12 protein-coding genes are annotated in these 13,850 nt (G+C 62.6%); 8 read left to right on the top strand and 4 right to left on the bottom strand.

What is annotated here, in order from left to right; all coding sequences use genetic code 11:
- The first annotated feature begins 209 nt into the window (after nt 1–209).
- From PHO31112_RS07435 to dut, 7 genes are all read left to right on the top strand, one after another.
- Nucleotides 210–1,202, top strand: coding sequence for a bifunctional riboflavin kinase/FAD synthetase (locus PHO31112_RS07435; protein ID WP_150619916.1), 993 nt, complete (start codon nt 210–212; stop codon nt 1,200–1,202).
- A gap of 159 nt (nt 1,203–1,361) precedes the next feature.
- A complete protein-coding gene (gene ileS, locus PHO31112_RS07430; protein ID WP_150619915.1) occupies nt 1,362–4,199 on the top strand; it encodes an isoleucine--tRNA ligase in 2,838 nt (945 codons plus the stop codon).
- Nucleotides 4,199–4,741, top strand: a complete 543-nt coding sequence (lspA, locus tag PHO31112_RS07425) for a signal peptidase II (RefSeq protein ID WP_150619914.1) — start codon at nt 4,199–4,201, stop codon at nt 4,739–4,741. The genes ileS and lspA overlap by 1 nt, the downstream gene beginning before the upstream one ends.
- Nucleotides 4,742–4,876: 135 nt before the next feature.
- Nucleotides 4,877–6,088, top strand: coding sequence for a bifunctional phosphopantothenoylcysteine decarboxylase/phosphopantothenate--cysteine ligase CoaBC (gene coaBC / locus PHO31112_RS07420; RefSeq protein WP_150619913.1), 1,212 nt, complete (start codon nt 4,877–4,879; stop codon nt 6,086–6,088).
- A gap of 195 nt (nt 6,089–6,283) precedes the next feature.
- On the top strand, nt 6,284–7,504 hold the full coding sequence (locus tag PHO31112_RS07415; RefSeq protein ID WP_150619912.1) for an MFS transporter: 1,221 nt from the start codon (nt 6,284–6,286) through the stop codon (nt 7,502–7,504).
- A 54-nt stretch (nt 7,505–7,558) separates the two neighbouring features.
- Nucleotides 7,559–8,599 carry an LLM class flavin-dependent oxidoreductase gene (locus PHO31112_RS07410; RefSeq protein ID WP_150619911.1) on the top strand — a complete coding sequence of 347 codons (1,041 nt, stop codon included), beginning with the start codon at nt 7,559–7,561 and terminating at the stop codon, nt 8,597–8,599.
- A 71-nt stretch (nt 8,600–8,670) separates the two neighbouring features.
- On the top strand, nt 8,671–9,117 hold the full coding sequence (dut, locus tag PHO31112_RS07405; RefSeq protein WP_150619910.1) for a dUTP diphosphatase: 447 nt from the start codon (nt 8,671–8,673) through the stop codon (nt 9,115–9,117).
- A gap of 91 nt (nt 9,118–9,208) precedes the next feature.
- Here the strand turns inward: dut and clpA are convergent, their stop codons facing one another.
- Together clpA and clpS are read right to left on the bottom strand one after the other, a co-directional pair.
- Nucleotides 9,209–11,506, bottom strand: coding sequence for an ATP-dependent Clp protease ATP-binding subunit ClpA (clpA, locus tag PHO31112_RS07400; RefSeq protein WP_150619909.1), 2,298 nt, complete (start codon nt 11,504–11,506; stop codon nt 9,209–9,211).
- Nucleotides 11,503–11,817, bottom strand: coding sequence for an ATP-dependent Clp protease adapter ClpS (clpS, locus tag PHO31112_RS07395; protein WP_010807118.1), 315 nt, complete (start codon nt 11,815–11,817; stop codon nt 11,503–11,505). The genes clpA and clpS overlap by 4 nt, the downstream gene beginning before the upstream one ends.
- A gap of 441 nt (nt 11,818–12,258) precedes the next feature.
- On the opposite strand from clpS, the gene cspD reads away from it, so the two are divergent.
- Complete coding sequence (gene cspD / locus PHO31112_RS07390) at nt 12,259–12,465, top strand: cold shock domain-containing protein CspD (RefSeq protein ID WP_010807119.1); 207 nt, start codon at nt 12,259–12,261, stop codon at nt 12,463–12,465.
- A 575-nt stretch (nt 12,466–13,040) separates the two neighbouring features.
- Here cspD and PHO31112_RS07385 read toward each other — a convergent pair.
- Together PHO31112_RS07385 and PHO31112_RS07380 are read right to left on the bottom strand one after the other, a co-directional pair.
- On the bottom strand, nt 13,041–13,355 hold the full coding sequence (locus tag PHO31112_RS07385; RefSeq protein ID WP_150619908.1) for a non-heme iron oxygenase ferredoxin subunit: 315 nt from the start codon (nt 13,353–13,355) through the stop codon (nt 13,041–13,043).
- A 13-nt stretch (nt 13,356–13,368) separates the two neighbouring features.
- Complete coding sequence (locus PHO31112_RS07380) at nt 13,369–13,842, bottom strand: aromatic-ring-hydroxylating dioxygenase subunit beta (RefSeq protein WP_150619907.1); 474 nt, start codon at nt 13,840–13,842, stop codon at nt 13,369–13,371.
- Between the last annotated feature and the right edge of the window lie 8 nt (nt 13,843–13,850).

Below are 13,850 nucleotides of genomic sequence, written 5' to 3'. Positions count from 1 at the left end.
TCATTGGCGCGGCGCACCAGACATCCGATCCGCGCCGCGATGGCCCCGAAGCGTTTATAATTCAACGTTCTGCGGCGCCGCTATGTCGGATCGGCCGTCCTGCGCACCGGGCCCGGCCCGCCGTCGCAGGCCGCCCGGTCCCCACCACTGTGCCGCACGGTTCATCCACCAACGCTCACTCAACGTCCTGTACTGACGCTTCCTTTATCGTGCGAGTCTTCCGGGGTCTACCCAACGCGCAAAGCAAAGCGCCCTGCGTGCTGACGATCGGCAACTTCGACGGCGTGCACCTGGGCCACCAGGCACTGCTCGCGCGCGTGCGCGCCGCAGCGGCTGCGCGCGGCCTGCCGGTGTGCGTGATGACGTTCGAGCCGCATCCCCGCGAGTACTTCATGCCCGACCGGGCGCCCGCACGCATCTCCAATCTGCGCGACAAGTTCGAGGCGCTACGCTCGCAAGGGGTCGACCGTCTGGTGGTAGAGCACTTCAACGCACATTTCGCGGGCCAATCCCCCGAAGACTTCGTTCGCAACATCATCGTCGACGGCCTGCACACCCGCTGGTTGCTCGTTGGCGACGATTTCCGCTTCGGCGCGAAACGCGCGGGCGACATCGAATATCTGCGTGAGGCCGGTCGCCGCTTCGACTTCGTCGTCGAACAGATGCCGACCATCGCGCACAACGGCGTACGCATTTCCAGCTCGGAAGTGCGCACCGCGCTTGCAGACGGCAACTTCGAGCGCGCCCACGCCCTGCTTGGCCGTCCTTATGCCATCACCGGTCACGTCGTGCATGGCATGAAGCTCGGCCGCAAGCTGGGCTTTCCGACGCTCAATCTGCGCATCGCCCACAAACACCCGGCCCTCACAGGCATTTTCGTGGTGCAGGTGCACGGTCTGGCGGACAAACCGCTGCCTGCCGTCGCCAGTCTGGGCCTGCGCCCGACGGTGGACGACTCAGGGCGCGTACTGCTCGAAGTGCATTTGCTCGACTTCTCGGGCGATTGCTACGGCAAGCTGGTGCGCGTGGAGTTTTTGCAGAAGCTGCGCGACGAAGCCAAATTCGACGGACTGGCCGAACTCGAAGCCGCCATCGCGCAAGACACGCGCGAGGCCCGCGCCTACTTCGCACACGCGCTCGACGCCAACGGCCCGAGTGCCCGACGCGACTTCGCCACCTCGGCGACCGACCGAATTAGTTGATCTTCGCCCGCGTGCGCCGGCGCCCAGCGCCTCGCGCGCGGCCCGCGTGCGCCACTGGGCACCTGCCCGGGCGTTGCCCCCTCGGCCCACAAGGCCTGACGTCGACGCCACCGGCGCGAGCGCCCTACACCCGACATTCCAAATTCGTAGCGACTCACCATGAGCGAAAAGAAAGCCCCGAGCAAATATCCTGTCAACCTGCTGGACACACCGTTCCCGATGCGCGGCGATCTGCCCAAGCGCGAGCCTCAGTGGGTCAAGCAATGGCAGGACAAGAAGATCTACGACAAGATCCGCAAGGCAAGCAAAGGCCGTCCGAAGTTCATCCTGCATGACGGCCCGCCGTATGCCAACGGTGACATCCACCTCGGCCACGCGGTCAACAAGATCCTCAAGGACATGATCGTCAAGGCACGCAGCCTGGCAGGCTTCGACGCCGCCTATGTGCCGGGCTGGGATTGCCACGGCATGCCGATCGAAATCCAGATCGAAAAGCAGTTCGGCAAGCACCTGCCGGTGCGCGAAGTGCAGGAAAAGGCGCGCGCCTACGCGGCGGAACAGATCGAGCGCCAGAAGCCCAACTTCAAGCGTCTGGGCGTGCTCGGCGACTGGGACAACCCGTACAAGACCATGAACTTCTCGAACGAAGCGAACGAGCTTCGTGCGCTCGCGAAGATCATGGAGAACGGCTACGTCTACCGTGGCCTGAAGCCGGTGAACTGGTGCTTCGATTGCGGCTCGGCACTCGCCGAGGCGGAAGTCGAGTACAAGGACAAGACCGATCTGGCCATCGACGTCGGCTTTGCCTTCGCCGAGCCGGAGAAAGTCGCGAAGGCCTTCGGCCTGCCGAAGCTGCCGCGCGAAGACGGCCACATCGTCATCTGGACGACCACCCCGTGGACGATCCCGTCGAACCAGGCGCTCAACGTTCACCCGGAAGTCGAATACGCACTGGTCTCGACCGAGCGCGGTCTGCTGATTCTCGCGAGCGAACGCGTTGAAGACTGCCTGAAGACTTACGGCCTGCACGGCGACATCGTCGCCCGCACGAAGGGCGAAGCGCTCTCGCTGATCCGCTTCCGTCATCCGTTGTCGACGGCCGACGCCGGCTACGAGCGCACCTCGCCGGTCTATCTCGGCGACTACGTGACGACCGAGACGGGAACCGGCATCGTCCACTCGGCCCCCGCCTATGGCGTGGAAGACTTCGTGTCGTGCAAGGCGCATGGCATGTCCGACGCAGATATCCGCATGCCGGTGCTGGGCGACGGGCGCTATCAGGACAGCCTGCCGCTGTTCGGCGGCCAGTCGATCTGGGACGCCAACCCGCAGATCGTCGAAGCGCTGCGCGAGGCCGGTACGCTGTTCCACTCGTTCAAGTACACACACAGCTACATGCACTGCTGGCGTCACAAGTCCCCGATCATCTACCGCGCCACCAACCAGTGGTTCGCCGGCATGGACGTGAAGCCGGTCGACGGCGCACCGGGCGGCGGCAAGACCTTACGCGAGATCGCACTCGCCGGCATCGAGGCCACCGAGTTCTTCCCGGCGTGGGGCAAGCAGCGCCTGCACAACATGATCGCGCACCGCCCGGACTGGACGCTCTCCCGCCAGCGCCAATGGGGCGTGCCGATGGCCTTCTTCGTGCACAGGGAAACCGGCGCGCTGCATCCGCGCACCCCGGAACTGCTCGAAGCCGTGGCCAAGCGCGTGGAAACCGAAGGCATCGAAGCGTGGCAAACGCTCGACCCGGTGGAACTGCTCGGCGACGAGGCCAAGGATTACGTGAAGAACCGCGACACGCTCGACGTGTGGTTCGACTCGGGCACGACGCACTGGCATGTGCTGCGCGGCTCGCACGCGCATGAGCTGGGCTTCCCGGCCGACCTGTATCTGGAAGGCTCGGATCAGCACCGCGGCTGGTTCCATTCGTCGCTGCTCACGGCCTCGATGATCGATGGCCGCCCGCCGTACAAGGCGCTGCTCACGCACGGCTTCACGGTCGACGGTCAGGGCCGCAAGATGTCTAAGTCGATCGGCAACACGATTCTGCCGCAAGACGTCGCAGACAAGCTTGGTGCCGAAATCATCCGCCTGTGGGTGGCGTCGACCGATTATTCGGGCGAGTTGTCGATCTCGGACGAAATCCTCAAGCGCGTGACCGAGGGGTATCGCCGTATCCGTAACACGCTGCGCTTCCTGCTCTCGAATCTGGCCGATTACGACCATGCGAAGCACGCGCTGCCGGCCGACCAATGGCTGGAAATCGACCGCTACGCCGTGGCATTGGCGCAGTCGCTGCAAACCGAAGTGCTGGGCCACTACGACCGCTACGAATTCCACCCGGTCGTGGCCAAGCTCCAGACGTTCTGCTCGGAGGATCTCGGCGGCTTCTACCTCGACATCCTGAAGGATCGTCTGTACACGAGCGCACCGGACGCCCCCGCACGCCGCGCCGCCCAGAACGCGCTGTACCACATCACGCACGGCCTGCTCAAGCTCATGGCGCCTTTCCTGTCGTTCACGGCGGAAGAAGCGTGGCAAGTGTTCCAGCCGGGCAACGACACGATCTTCACCGAGACGTACTACGCTTATCCGGAAGTCGCGGAAGGCACGCGTCTGCTCGAGAAGTGGTATCTGCTGCGCGCGGTACGTGGCGACGTCACCAAGGCGCTCGAAGAGGCGCGCGCGGCCGAGCAGATCGGCTCGTCGCTGCAAGCGGAAGTGGACGTGCGCGTCTCGGGCCGCAAGTACGAAGTGCTGGCGAGCCTCGGCGACGATCTGCGCTTTGTGCTGATCACGTCGGCGGCGACCGTCACGCAGGTTGCCACCGAGGCCGAGGAAGGCGTGCTCGTCACGCCGTCGTCGCATCAGAAGTGCGAGCGCTGCTGGCACTATCGTGAAGACGTGGGTGCAGACGCCGCTCACCCGACCCTTTGCGGCCGCTGCGTGTCGAATCTCTTCGGCAGCGGCGAACACCGGAGCGCGGCATAATGGCAAGCAAAGCAGGCGCTCGTACGGGCGCACGACGTAGCAACAACGGGGGCGCCCGCGGGGGCGCCACGTACGGCCTGGCCCCGTGGCTCGGGATCGCGATCGTTGCGATTCTGCTCGATCAGGTCACCAAGCTCACGATCCTGAAGACGTTCCAGTACGGCGAATTCCGTCCGCTGACCTCGTTCTTCAATCTGGTGCTGGTGTACAACAAGGGCGCAGCGTTCAGCTTTCTGGCGGCCGCGGGCGGCTGGCAGCGCTGGTTCTTCACGCTGCTCGGCATCGTCGCGGCGACGGTCATCATCTGGCTGCTCAAGCGACATAACGGCCAGAAGATGTTCTGTCTGTCGCTCTCGCTGATTCTCGGCGGCGCGCTGGGCAACGTGATCGATCGCGTGATTTATGGTCATGTGGTCGACTTTCTGGACTTTCACGTCGGCGGCTGGCACTGGCCGGCGTTCAACGTGGCCGACTCGGCCATTTGCGTGGGCGCGGTGCTGCTGGTGATCGACGAGTTGCGACGCGTGCGGCGCGGCAAGTAGCACATCTTGCATAGGCACCGCAGCACCTGCGGTGCGATTCGCTCACGATGCCACGGCACGTGTAGCGGATTCGAAGCAAACACCGTCGCGGCGCCCCGGAGGCGCCGCGTGGCACTTTGGAGGAGGCATTTCCCTATGGAACGCGGTGAACTTGCGGGCAAAACCATCGTTCTCGGCCTGACGGGCGGCATCGCCTGCTACAAGTCGGCCGAACTCACCCGGTTGCTCATCAAGGCCGGCGCGACGGTGCAGGTCGTCATGACCGAAGCCGCCACGCAATTCATCACGCCGCTCACGATGCAGGCGCTCTCGGGGCGCCCGGTCTTCACCAGCCAGTGGGACAACCGCGTCGATAACAACATGGCGCACATCGACCTCTCGCGCGAGGCCGACGCCATTATCGTCGCGCCCGCCTCCACCGATTTTCTCGCCAAGCTCGCGCACGGCATGGCCGACGATCTGCTCTCGACACTGTGTGTGGCACGCGACTGCCCGCTGCTGGTCGCGCCGGCGATGAATCGCCAGATGTGGGCCAACCCGGCAACCCAGCGCAATGCCGTGACACTGCGCGGCGATGGCGTCACGATTCTCGGTCCCGGCAGCGGCGATCAGGCATGTGGCGAAATCGGCGACGGACGCATGCTCGAACCGGAAGACCTCTTCGAGGCACTCGTCGGCTTCTTTCAGCCGAAACGCCTCGCCGGACACCGCGTGCTGATCACCGCCGGCCCGACCTTCGAACCCATCGATCCGGTGCGAGGCCTGACCAATCTGTCCAGCGGCAAGATGGGCTTTGCGCTCGCGCGTGCCGCCGCGCAGGCGGGTGCCGATGTGCATCTGATCGCCGGCCCGACCTCGCTGGCGACGCCCTACGGCGTCACGCGCAGCAACGTGCAAACGGCGCAGCAGATGTACGACGCCGTGATGGCCGACGTAGCGCATCACGACCTCTTCATCGCGGTGGCCGCCGTGGCCGACTGGCGTGTGCGCGAGGTGGCGCACGACAAGATCAAGAAGACCGGCGACGCTGATGCGCCGACGCTCGAATTCGTCCAGAATCCCGACATTCTCGCGGCGGTGGCGCAGTTGCCGAAGCCGCCGTATTGTGTGGGCTTCGCTGCCGAGTCGGGCGATCTGGAGACGCACGGCGCGCAAAAGCGCAAACGCAAGCAGGTGCCGCTGCTCGTCGGCAATCTCGGTCCTGCCACGTTCGGGCAGGACGACAACGAAGTCATTCTCTTCGACGCCGCCGGGCAGAAACGCCTGCCGCGCGCCGACAAGCAGTCGCTCGCGCGCAGCCTGATCGTCGAAATCGCCGCGCGCCTGCCCTCGCGTGCGCCCGGTTGACGCGCGCGCCATCGCACCGCTCTCCCGCTTTTCCGTCTGTCATCGTCGTTGTCCGGCGACGCTGGCAGACTGCCAGGAACGTCCCGCTCACGGTTTTACCGAATCAGCGCATCACGGCACCACAGCATCACGGCGTCAGGACTTGACGCCTTCAGCATTTCGGCCCTCGGGCCATTGCACACGATAGCAATCAAAATGACGCAACCTCCTACGACCGCGCGGCCGGTTGTCAGTGTCTACGGGACACTGAGCATGCTCGCCGCGATCATGTTCTTCGGCTTCATGACGATCGGCATGCCGCTGCCGGTGCTGCCGATCTACGTCCATGAAACGCTCGGCTACGGCTCGTTCGTTGTCGGTGTGACCATCGGCATTCAGTCGGTCGTCACGCTACTGTTGCGCTCTTACGCCGGACGCATGGTCGACACTCGTGGCCCGCGCCGCGCGGTGCTCACCGGCCTGTGCGGGTGCGCCACTGCGGGCGTGCTGTATCTCGTTGCATCGATTGTGCCGGACCCCGCGCTCGCGCTGGGTATCCTCATCGCCGGACGCGTGGTGCTGGGCTTCGGCGAGAGCCTGATCCTGACCGGTGGCATGTCGTGGGGCATCGGGCTGCTAGGTGCGGCTCACGCGAGCAAGGCCATTTCGTGGCAAGGCGTGTCGATGTACACGGCGCTCGCCATCGGCGCGCCGTTCGGGGCTTACCTGCTGCAAGCGGCGGGCTTTACCGTGGTTTCGATAGTGAATATCGCCCTGCCCGCCGTCGCGTTCCTCATCGCGTTGCGTCTGCCTGCCGCCCCCCCTGTCGGTGGGCATCGCCTGCCGTTCCTGCGCGTCGTGGGCCTCGTGTGGCGTCCGGGTCTGGCCATGACACTGGGGAGTATCGGCTACGCTGTCATCGCCGCGTTCATCACGCTCTACTACGCGAGCCACGCCTGGTCGGGGGCCGCCTATGCGCTGACACTCTACAGCGCCTGCTTCATCGGCATGCGAATTCTGCTCGCGCACGCGGTCGATCGCTTCGGCGGACGCCGCGTCGCCATGTGCTCGCTCGTGTTCAGCGCCATCGGCCAATTCCTGCTGTGGGGTGCGGTGAGCCCGAATATGGCCCTCGTGGGTGCGGGGCTGACGGGCGTGGGCTTCTCGCTGGTCTTCCCCGCTTTGGGCGTGGAAGCCTTGCGACAGGTGCCGCCGCAAAATCGGGGGGCGGCGCTGGCGGCTTACTCGGCGTTTTTCGATCTGGCGCTCGGTCTGATCGGGCCAATGGCCGGCCTCGTCGCCAACTATTTCGGCTATGCCTCGATCTTCCTGTGCGGCGCGCTTGGCGGGATCGTGGCGATTGTGATGATTGCGCGCCTGCCGCATGCAGGCCCCGGCACGGCACCGGTGGACGCATCCGCCGGGAGCGGTCACTGATTTTCACGACTATGTGTCGACGTGCCGGTGCCGTCGACCTGGAGCATCGAACTCATGACGCCAACGTCTTCTGCACGTATCAAGCTGTCGATCCTCGACCAGACACCAGTGATTCACGGCCATCGCGTGGCGGATGCCATCGCGGCGACCGTCGAACTGGCACAAGCCGCCGACGACCTCGGCTACACACGCTACTGGTGCGCCGAGCATCATGGCCTGCGCGGCGTGGCGAACCCGGCGCCGGAAGTCATGATCGCGCGGCTGGCCAGCGTGACGAAGCACCTGCGGGTCGGCTCCGGCGGTGTGATGCTGCCGTACTACAGCCCGTTCAAGCTGGCCGAACAATTTTTGATGCTCGAGGCGCTGTTCCCGAATCGCATCGACCTAGGTGTCGGACGCGCGCCCGGAGGCGACATGCGCACGGCGCGCGCCGTCGCAAAAGGGCCGTACGATGCGGGCGAGAACTTCCCGCAACAGGTCGCCGAGCTGGCGGGCCTGTTCGGCGGCACACTGGCCGACGATCATCCTTACCGCGGGGTGCTGCTGCAACCGGCGATAGAAACGCGCCCCGAGTTGTGGGTGCTCGGTTCGAGCGAATTCGGTGGCCTGCTCGCCGCACAGCTTGGCCTGCGATACTGCTTCGCGCACTTCATCAACGCGCACTACGGCCATCGCGTGACGCAAGCGTATCGCGAACGCTTCACGCCGGGACAACTGGAGAAGCCCTATTGCTCGGTGGCGCTCTTTGTCATCTGTGCCGATACCGACGCAGAGGCCGAAGCACTGGAAGCCGGTGTCGATCTACGTCGCGTGCAGATGGCGTACGGCATGAACGAGCCGATTCCGAGTATCGAACAGGGTGCCGAGGCGAAACCGCAATATCGCGAGCGGGAGTTGTCCGTCATCGCGCGCGAGAAGCCGCGTAGTATCATCGGCACCCCGGAGCGCGTCACCGAGCGCGTGCTGGAATTGCAGGAACAGTTCGAGGCCGACGAGATCGTCGTGTTGACCGTGGCCGGCAGCTACCGTGCCCGCCTGCGTTCTCACGAATTGCTCGCGCAAGCGTTCTCGCTGCGCGCGGTCGATGGCGATTGAGCGCTCTCTGAGCGCTCTGCCTCCCCGAACGAATTTTCGACCGATTACGCCCTTTCCAACGCCATAACGCCATGAAACTCGACGTCAAGATTCTCGACGAACGCCTGCGCTCGCAGTTGCCCGCCTATGCCACGCCGGGCAGCGCCGGGCTCGACCTGCGTGCCTGCCTCGACACACCACTGACCATCGCACCGGGACAGACCGTGCTCGTGCCCACCGGTCTGGCGATCCATCTGGCCGATTCGGGCTACGCCGCGCTGATTCTGCCTCGCTCGGGCCTCGGCCATAAGCACGGCATCGTGCTCGGCAATCTGGTCGGGCTGATCGATTCGGATTATCAAGGCCAGTTGATGGTCTCGACCTGGAACCGCGGCAATGCGCCCTTCGTGCTCAATCCGTTCGAGCGTCTGGCGCAACTCGTGATCGTGCCGGTCGTACAGGCCGAATTCAACATCGTGGACGAATTTCCCGAGAGCGATCGCGGTGCAGGTGGCTTCGGCAGCACCGGCAAGCACTGACGTCACGCGGCGGCGTCAAACGCCCGCCGTCACAAAAAGAAAAGCGCCGCATGAAGCGGCGCTTTTCTATTGCTGCAAGTGGCTTTGGCGATTACTCGACTTCGGCCGCTTCCGGTTGTGCACGGGTGTTGCCGTCCTCGGGGAAGGACAGTTGCACTTGATCATGCTCGTCCAGATCCACTGTGACCCGGCCACCGCTGGTCAGACGCCCGAAAAGCAATTCGTCGGCCAGTGCACGACGGATCGTGTCCTGAATCAGACGCTGCATCGGACGCGCCCCCATGAGCGGATCGAAGCCCTTCTTCGAGAGGAAAGTGCGCAGCTTGTCGCTGAAGACCACTTCGACCTTCTTCTCGTGCAATTGGTCTTCCAACTGGATGAGGAACTTGTCGACCACGCGCAGGATGATCTGCTCATCGAGCGGCTTGAAGCTGATGATCGAGTCCAGACGGTTGCGGAACTCCGGCGTGAACATGCGCTTGATATCGGCCATTTCATCGCCGGCCTGACGCTCGTTCGTGAAACCAATGCTCGCACGGTTGATCGTCTCGGCACCCGCGTTGGTCGTCATGATGATGATGACGTTGCGGAAATCTGCCTTGCGGCCATTGTTGTCCGTCAGCGTGCCATGATCCATCACCTGAAGCAGCACGTTGAAGATGTCCGGATGCGCCTTCTCGATTTCGTCGAGCAACAGCACGCAGTGCGGCTTCTTCGTGATTGCCTCGGTCAGCAGCCCCCCCTGATCGAAACCGACATAGCCCGGCGGCGCGCCAATCAAACGGCTCACCGCGTGACGCTCCATGTACTCCGACATGTCGAAGCGAATCAGTTCGATGCCCAGCGTGAACGCGAGTTGCTTGGCGACTTCGGTCTTGCCCACACCGGTCGGGCCCGAGAACAGGAAGGCGCCGATCGGCTTATCCGTCTTGCCCAGCCCGGCACGCGACATCTTGATCGCGGCGGACAAGGCGTCGATGGCCGGGTCCTGCCCGAACACCACGCTCTTGAGGTCGCGGTCGAGCGTCTGGAGCTTGCCGCGGTCGTCCGCCGACACGCTCTGCGCCGGAATACGCGCGATCTTCGAGACGATATCTTCGATCTCGCCCTTGCCGATCGTCTTCTTCTGCTTGGACTTCGGCAGAATGCGCTGAGCGGCACCGGCTTCGTCGATCACGTCGATGGCCTTGTCAGGCAGGTGACGGTCGGTAATGAACTTGGCAGACAATTCGGCAGCCGCCGAGAGCGCACTCGACGAGTACTTCACGCCGTGGTGCTCTTCGAAACGCGACTTCAACCCACGCAGAATCTGCACGGTCTGTTCGACGGTCGGCTCGTTCACGTCGATCTTCTGGAAACGACGCGACAGTGCCGCGTCCTTTTCGAAGATGCCGCGATATTCGGTAAAGGTCGTCGCACCGATGCACTTGAGCTGCCCGGACGACAACGCCGGCTTGAGCAGGTTCGAGGCATCGAGCGTGCCGCCCGATGCAGCGCCCGCACCGATCAGCGTGTGAATTTCGTCGATGAACAGGATCGCATTGTTGCGCTCCTTGAGTTCCTTGAGCACGGCCTTCAGGCGTTGCTCGAAGTCACCGCGATACTTGGTGCCGGCAAGCAGCGCGCCCATGTCCAGCGAGTAGACGGTGGCGTCCTGCAGAATCTCGGGCACTTCGCCGCGCGTCACGCGCCAGGCGAGGCCCTCGGCGATGGCCGTCTTGCCTACCCCGGCTTCGCCGACGAGCAGCGGATTATTCTTGCGGCGGCGGCACAGCACCTGCACCACGCGCTCGACTTCCGGTTCGCGGCCGATGAGCGGATCGATCTTGCCGTCGCGCGCCATCTGGTTAAGGTTCTGGGTGTACTGCGCGAGCGGGCTTTCCTTGGTGTTGGCGCCCTCTTCGCCTTCGGTACTCCCTTCGCCGGCTTTGGCCGACTCGCCGGACGCGCCGGTCTTGGTAATGCCGTGAGAGATGAAATTGACGACGTCCAGACGCGTCACGCCCTGCTGTTGCAGGTAGTAGACGGCGTGGGAATCCTTTTCACCGAAGATGGCGACCAGCACGTTCGCACCCGTGACTTCCTTCTTACCGTTGGAAGTGGATTGCACGTGCATGATGGCGCGTTGAATCACGCGCTGGAAACCAAGCGTGGGCTGTGTGTCGACCTCGTCGCTACCCGGCACCGTCGGCGTATTGTCGGCGATGAAGTTGCGCAGGTTCTGCCGCAAATCGTCGAGATTTGCCGCGCAAGCGCGCAACACTTCGGCAGCGGTCGGGTTATCCAAGAGGGCAAGCAACAGGTGCTCGACCGTAATGAATTCGTGTCGTGCCTGGCGCGCTTCCATAAACGCCATGTGCAGGCTGACTTCCAATTCCTGGGCAATCATGCTTCCTCCATCACGCACTGCAGCGGGTGCCCGGACTGCCTTGCATGGCTAACAACTTGCTCAACTTTGGTCGCCGCGACATCGCGCGTAAAGACCCCGCAAACTCCCCTGCCCTCACGGTGAACCTTGAGCATGATCTGCGTTGCAGACTCCCGGTCCTTATTAAAATATTCCTGAATGACCATCACCACGAATTCCATCGGGGTGAAATCGTCGTTCAACAGTACCACCTTGTACATCGATGGCGGCTTGAGCTGTTGCTCTTGCCGCTCCTGTACGGTGTCGTCATGCGTTGTCGGTAAGGTTGCCATACGTGGATTCTAAACAACTCCCGGGCGCAGGAAGCAATCGGAGCCCCTATTGCCGCCTGCCGTCCGGTAGTCCACCGGAATGCCAACACTCGCCGATCGGCGTGCACGTTGTCCAGCAAGGCGCCGCAGCCCCGACCATCGGGGGTGCCACACCCATATGAGTCAGCTTAACCCAAATTTCAAGGGCGTGTCTCCGCACCCTATATACGCGCCCAGATATAAGGGTAAAACCTGATCGAACACAACTTCTATCGTTCAAAAAGGGCTTGACACTATTGGCAGTTAGCGAAAACAATCATCGTGGCGCTTTTCCTCTATAAGTGTTTTAAAAGAAAAGATGCCTGGGTGAGCCTAAGAAGCCGCCGCCAGCCGGCGGGTTTTTCAGATGTGCTCGTGGTTGCGGTGATATGTAGTAGTAGTAATTGTTTAGGGGAAGTTTGTATGGCAACCGGTACGGTCAAATGGTTTAACGACGCCAAGGGTTTTGGTTTCATCACGCCGGATGAGGGTGGCGAAGATCTGTTCGCTCACTTCTCGGCGATCCAGATGAACGGTTTCAAGACCCTCAAGGAAGGTCAGAAGGTGCAGTTCGAGGTCGTCCAAGGCCCGAAGGGCAAGCAGGCTTCGAACATCCAGGCGGCTGCCTGAGAGTAGCGCCGTTCGATGCATTAGAAACCCGGCTTCGGCCGGGTTTTTTATTGCATCGCAACAATGCCCGCACCATAGTGAAACATTTTGGATCCGTTTTTGAATGCACAAGAGAACGCAACTTTCCGCTCTGCCCCCTAAGTTTCTCGGAATTTAACTGCGTTTAATCTCTGATGAAATTTCATTCGCTGCAATATTCCACTCCGTTATTAAAATAATGGCCGGTGCTCCTGAGTTGCGGAAATCAATTACGCAATTTACTGAATTGACTAAGTATTCCTACGCAGCCGCATACTCAACCAGCCTCATGAAGTCATGCATCAGACATCGTGAAGAAATAGACTTTTAACGACGCCCAAGGCGAAATCGGCAGCGGTCAGGGGCACGGCAAGACTGACCATTTGTTTCACAAATGGCACAAATGATCCAGCCGAATCATCCTGCCCGAACAAGCCTCAGGCCGCGCCACAGACGGCCGCCTCCCGCGTGCCAATGCGATGGGCCGCCCGCAGGCAGCCCGTTTGGACAGCTTCCACTAATGCGGGCAGGACGTCAGCCCAGTCACGGCGATCCCGTCAGCCCAGATCAACGTAGACCTTGTCAGCCTCGATCCGAATCGGATAGGTTTTCACGGCCTCAGTGAGCGGCGCGCACATGGCTGCGCCGGTTCGCACGTCGAATTTGCCCTGATGCAGCGGGCACTCGATCTCATGTCCCTCCAAAAACCCATCGCACAGACGCGCGTTTCCGTGGGTGCACGCGTTATCGGTCGCAAACACTTCGCCGTCCACCCCGTACAGGGCCATGTCCCGGCCACCCACGATCACGCCGATCACATCGTCCTCGGGAATCGCGTCACGCGACGCCGCCTCGATCCAGTTGCCGCTCATGATGTTCCTCGCTTCAGATGGGGTAGATCAGCGAGTTAGGAATCATCTCGCTGTCAAATATGCATTGGCGCGACGCGAACTTCCATCCGTCGCCGGTTCGTTTGACCACATCCAGATAGCGGCCGACCGACAGGATGTCGGTGAGTTGATCCGGTTTCGTGCGAAACACCGCATAGTTGGCTTCGACGTGCAGCGTGCCGTCGTCGAGTTGCCGGATGGACGGCAGCCCGATCACGTGACGCTGGTAGTACGGATCGTGAAACAGCGTGTCGCGAATGCCGTAGATGCGATCGCGCAGCATCCCCTTGCTTTCGAACGACAGCGTGGCCAGCGGCAACCCCATGTCGAAGTTCTCGCGCGGCTGAACGCGGTACACACAGTCGTCGAGGAAGAAGTCGGGCCAGGCATCCCATTGCCGAGCATCGAGCGCCGCCGCATAGGCGGCATTGAGTTCGACCACGGCCTGAAACGTTGCAAAGTCCACCATCGTGTCGC

It is taken from the genome of Pandoraea horticolens, from assembly GCF_902459555.1.
GTDB classification, from domain to species: domain Bacteria; phylum Pseudomonadota; class Gammaproteobacteria; order Burkholderiales; family Burkholderiaceae; genus Pandoraea; species Pandoraea horticolens.
This window is presented reverse-complemented; position numbering and strand designations above follow the sequence as displayed.

Coding starts and splice junctions, on each gene's coding strand:
- lspA (WP_150619914.1), top strand. CDS start 4,199: ATGGCAAGCAAAGCAGGCGCTCGTACGGGCGCACGACGTAGCAACAAC.
- PHO31112_RS07410 (WP_150619911.1), top strand. CDS start 7,559: ATGACGCCAACGTCTTCTGCACGTATCAAGCTGTCGATCCTCGACCAG.
- clpS (WP_010807118.1), bottom strand. CDS start 11,817: ATGGCAACCTTACCGACAACGCATGACGACACCGTACAGGAGCGGCAA.
- cspD (WP_010807119.1), top strand. CDS start 12,259: ATGGCAACCGGTACGGTCAAATGGTTTAACGACGCCAAGGGTTTTGGT.
- PHO31112_RS07385 (WP_150619908.1), bottom strand. CDS start 13,355: ATGAGCGGCAACTGGATCGAGGCGGCGTCGCGTGACGCGATTCCCGAG.
- clpA (WP_150619909.1), bottom strand. CDS start 11,506: ATGATTGCCCAGGAATTGGAAGTCAGCCTGCACATGGCGTTTATGGAA.
- dut (WP_150619910.1), top strand. CDS start 8,671: ATGAAACTCGACGTCAAGATTCTCGACGAACGCCTGCGCTCGCAGTTG.
- PHO31112_RS07380 (WP_150619907.1), bottom strand. CDS start 13,842: ATGGTGGACTTTGCAACGTTTCAGGCCGTGGTCGAACTCAATGCCGCC.
- ileS (WP_150619915.1), top strand. CDS start 1,362: ATGAGCGAAAAGAAAGCCCCGAGCAAATATCCTGTCAACCTGCTGGAC.
- PHO31112_RS07415 (WP_150619912.1), top strand. CDS start 6,284: ATGACGCAACCTCCTACGACCGCGCGGCCGGTTGTCAGTGTCTACGGG.
- coaBC (WP_150619913.1), top strand. CDS start 4,877: ATGGAACGCGGTGAACTTGCGGGCAAAACCATCGTTCTCGGCCTGACG.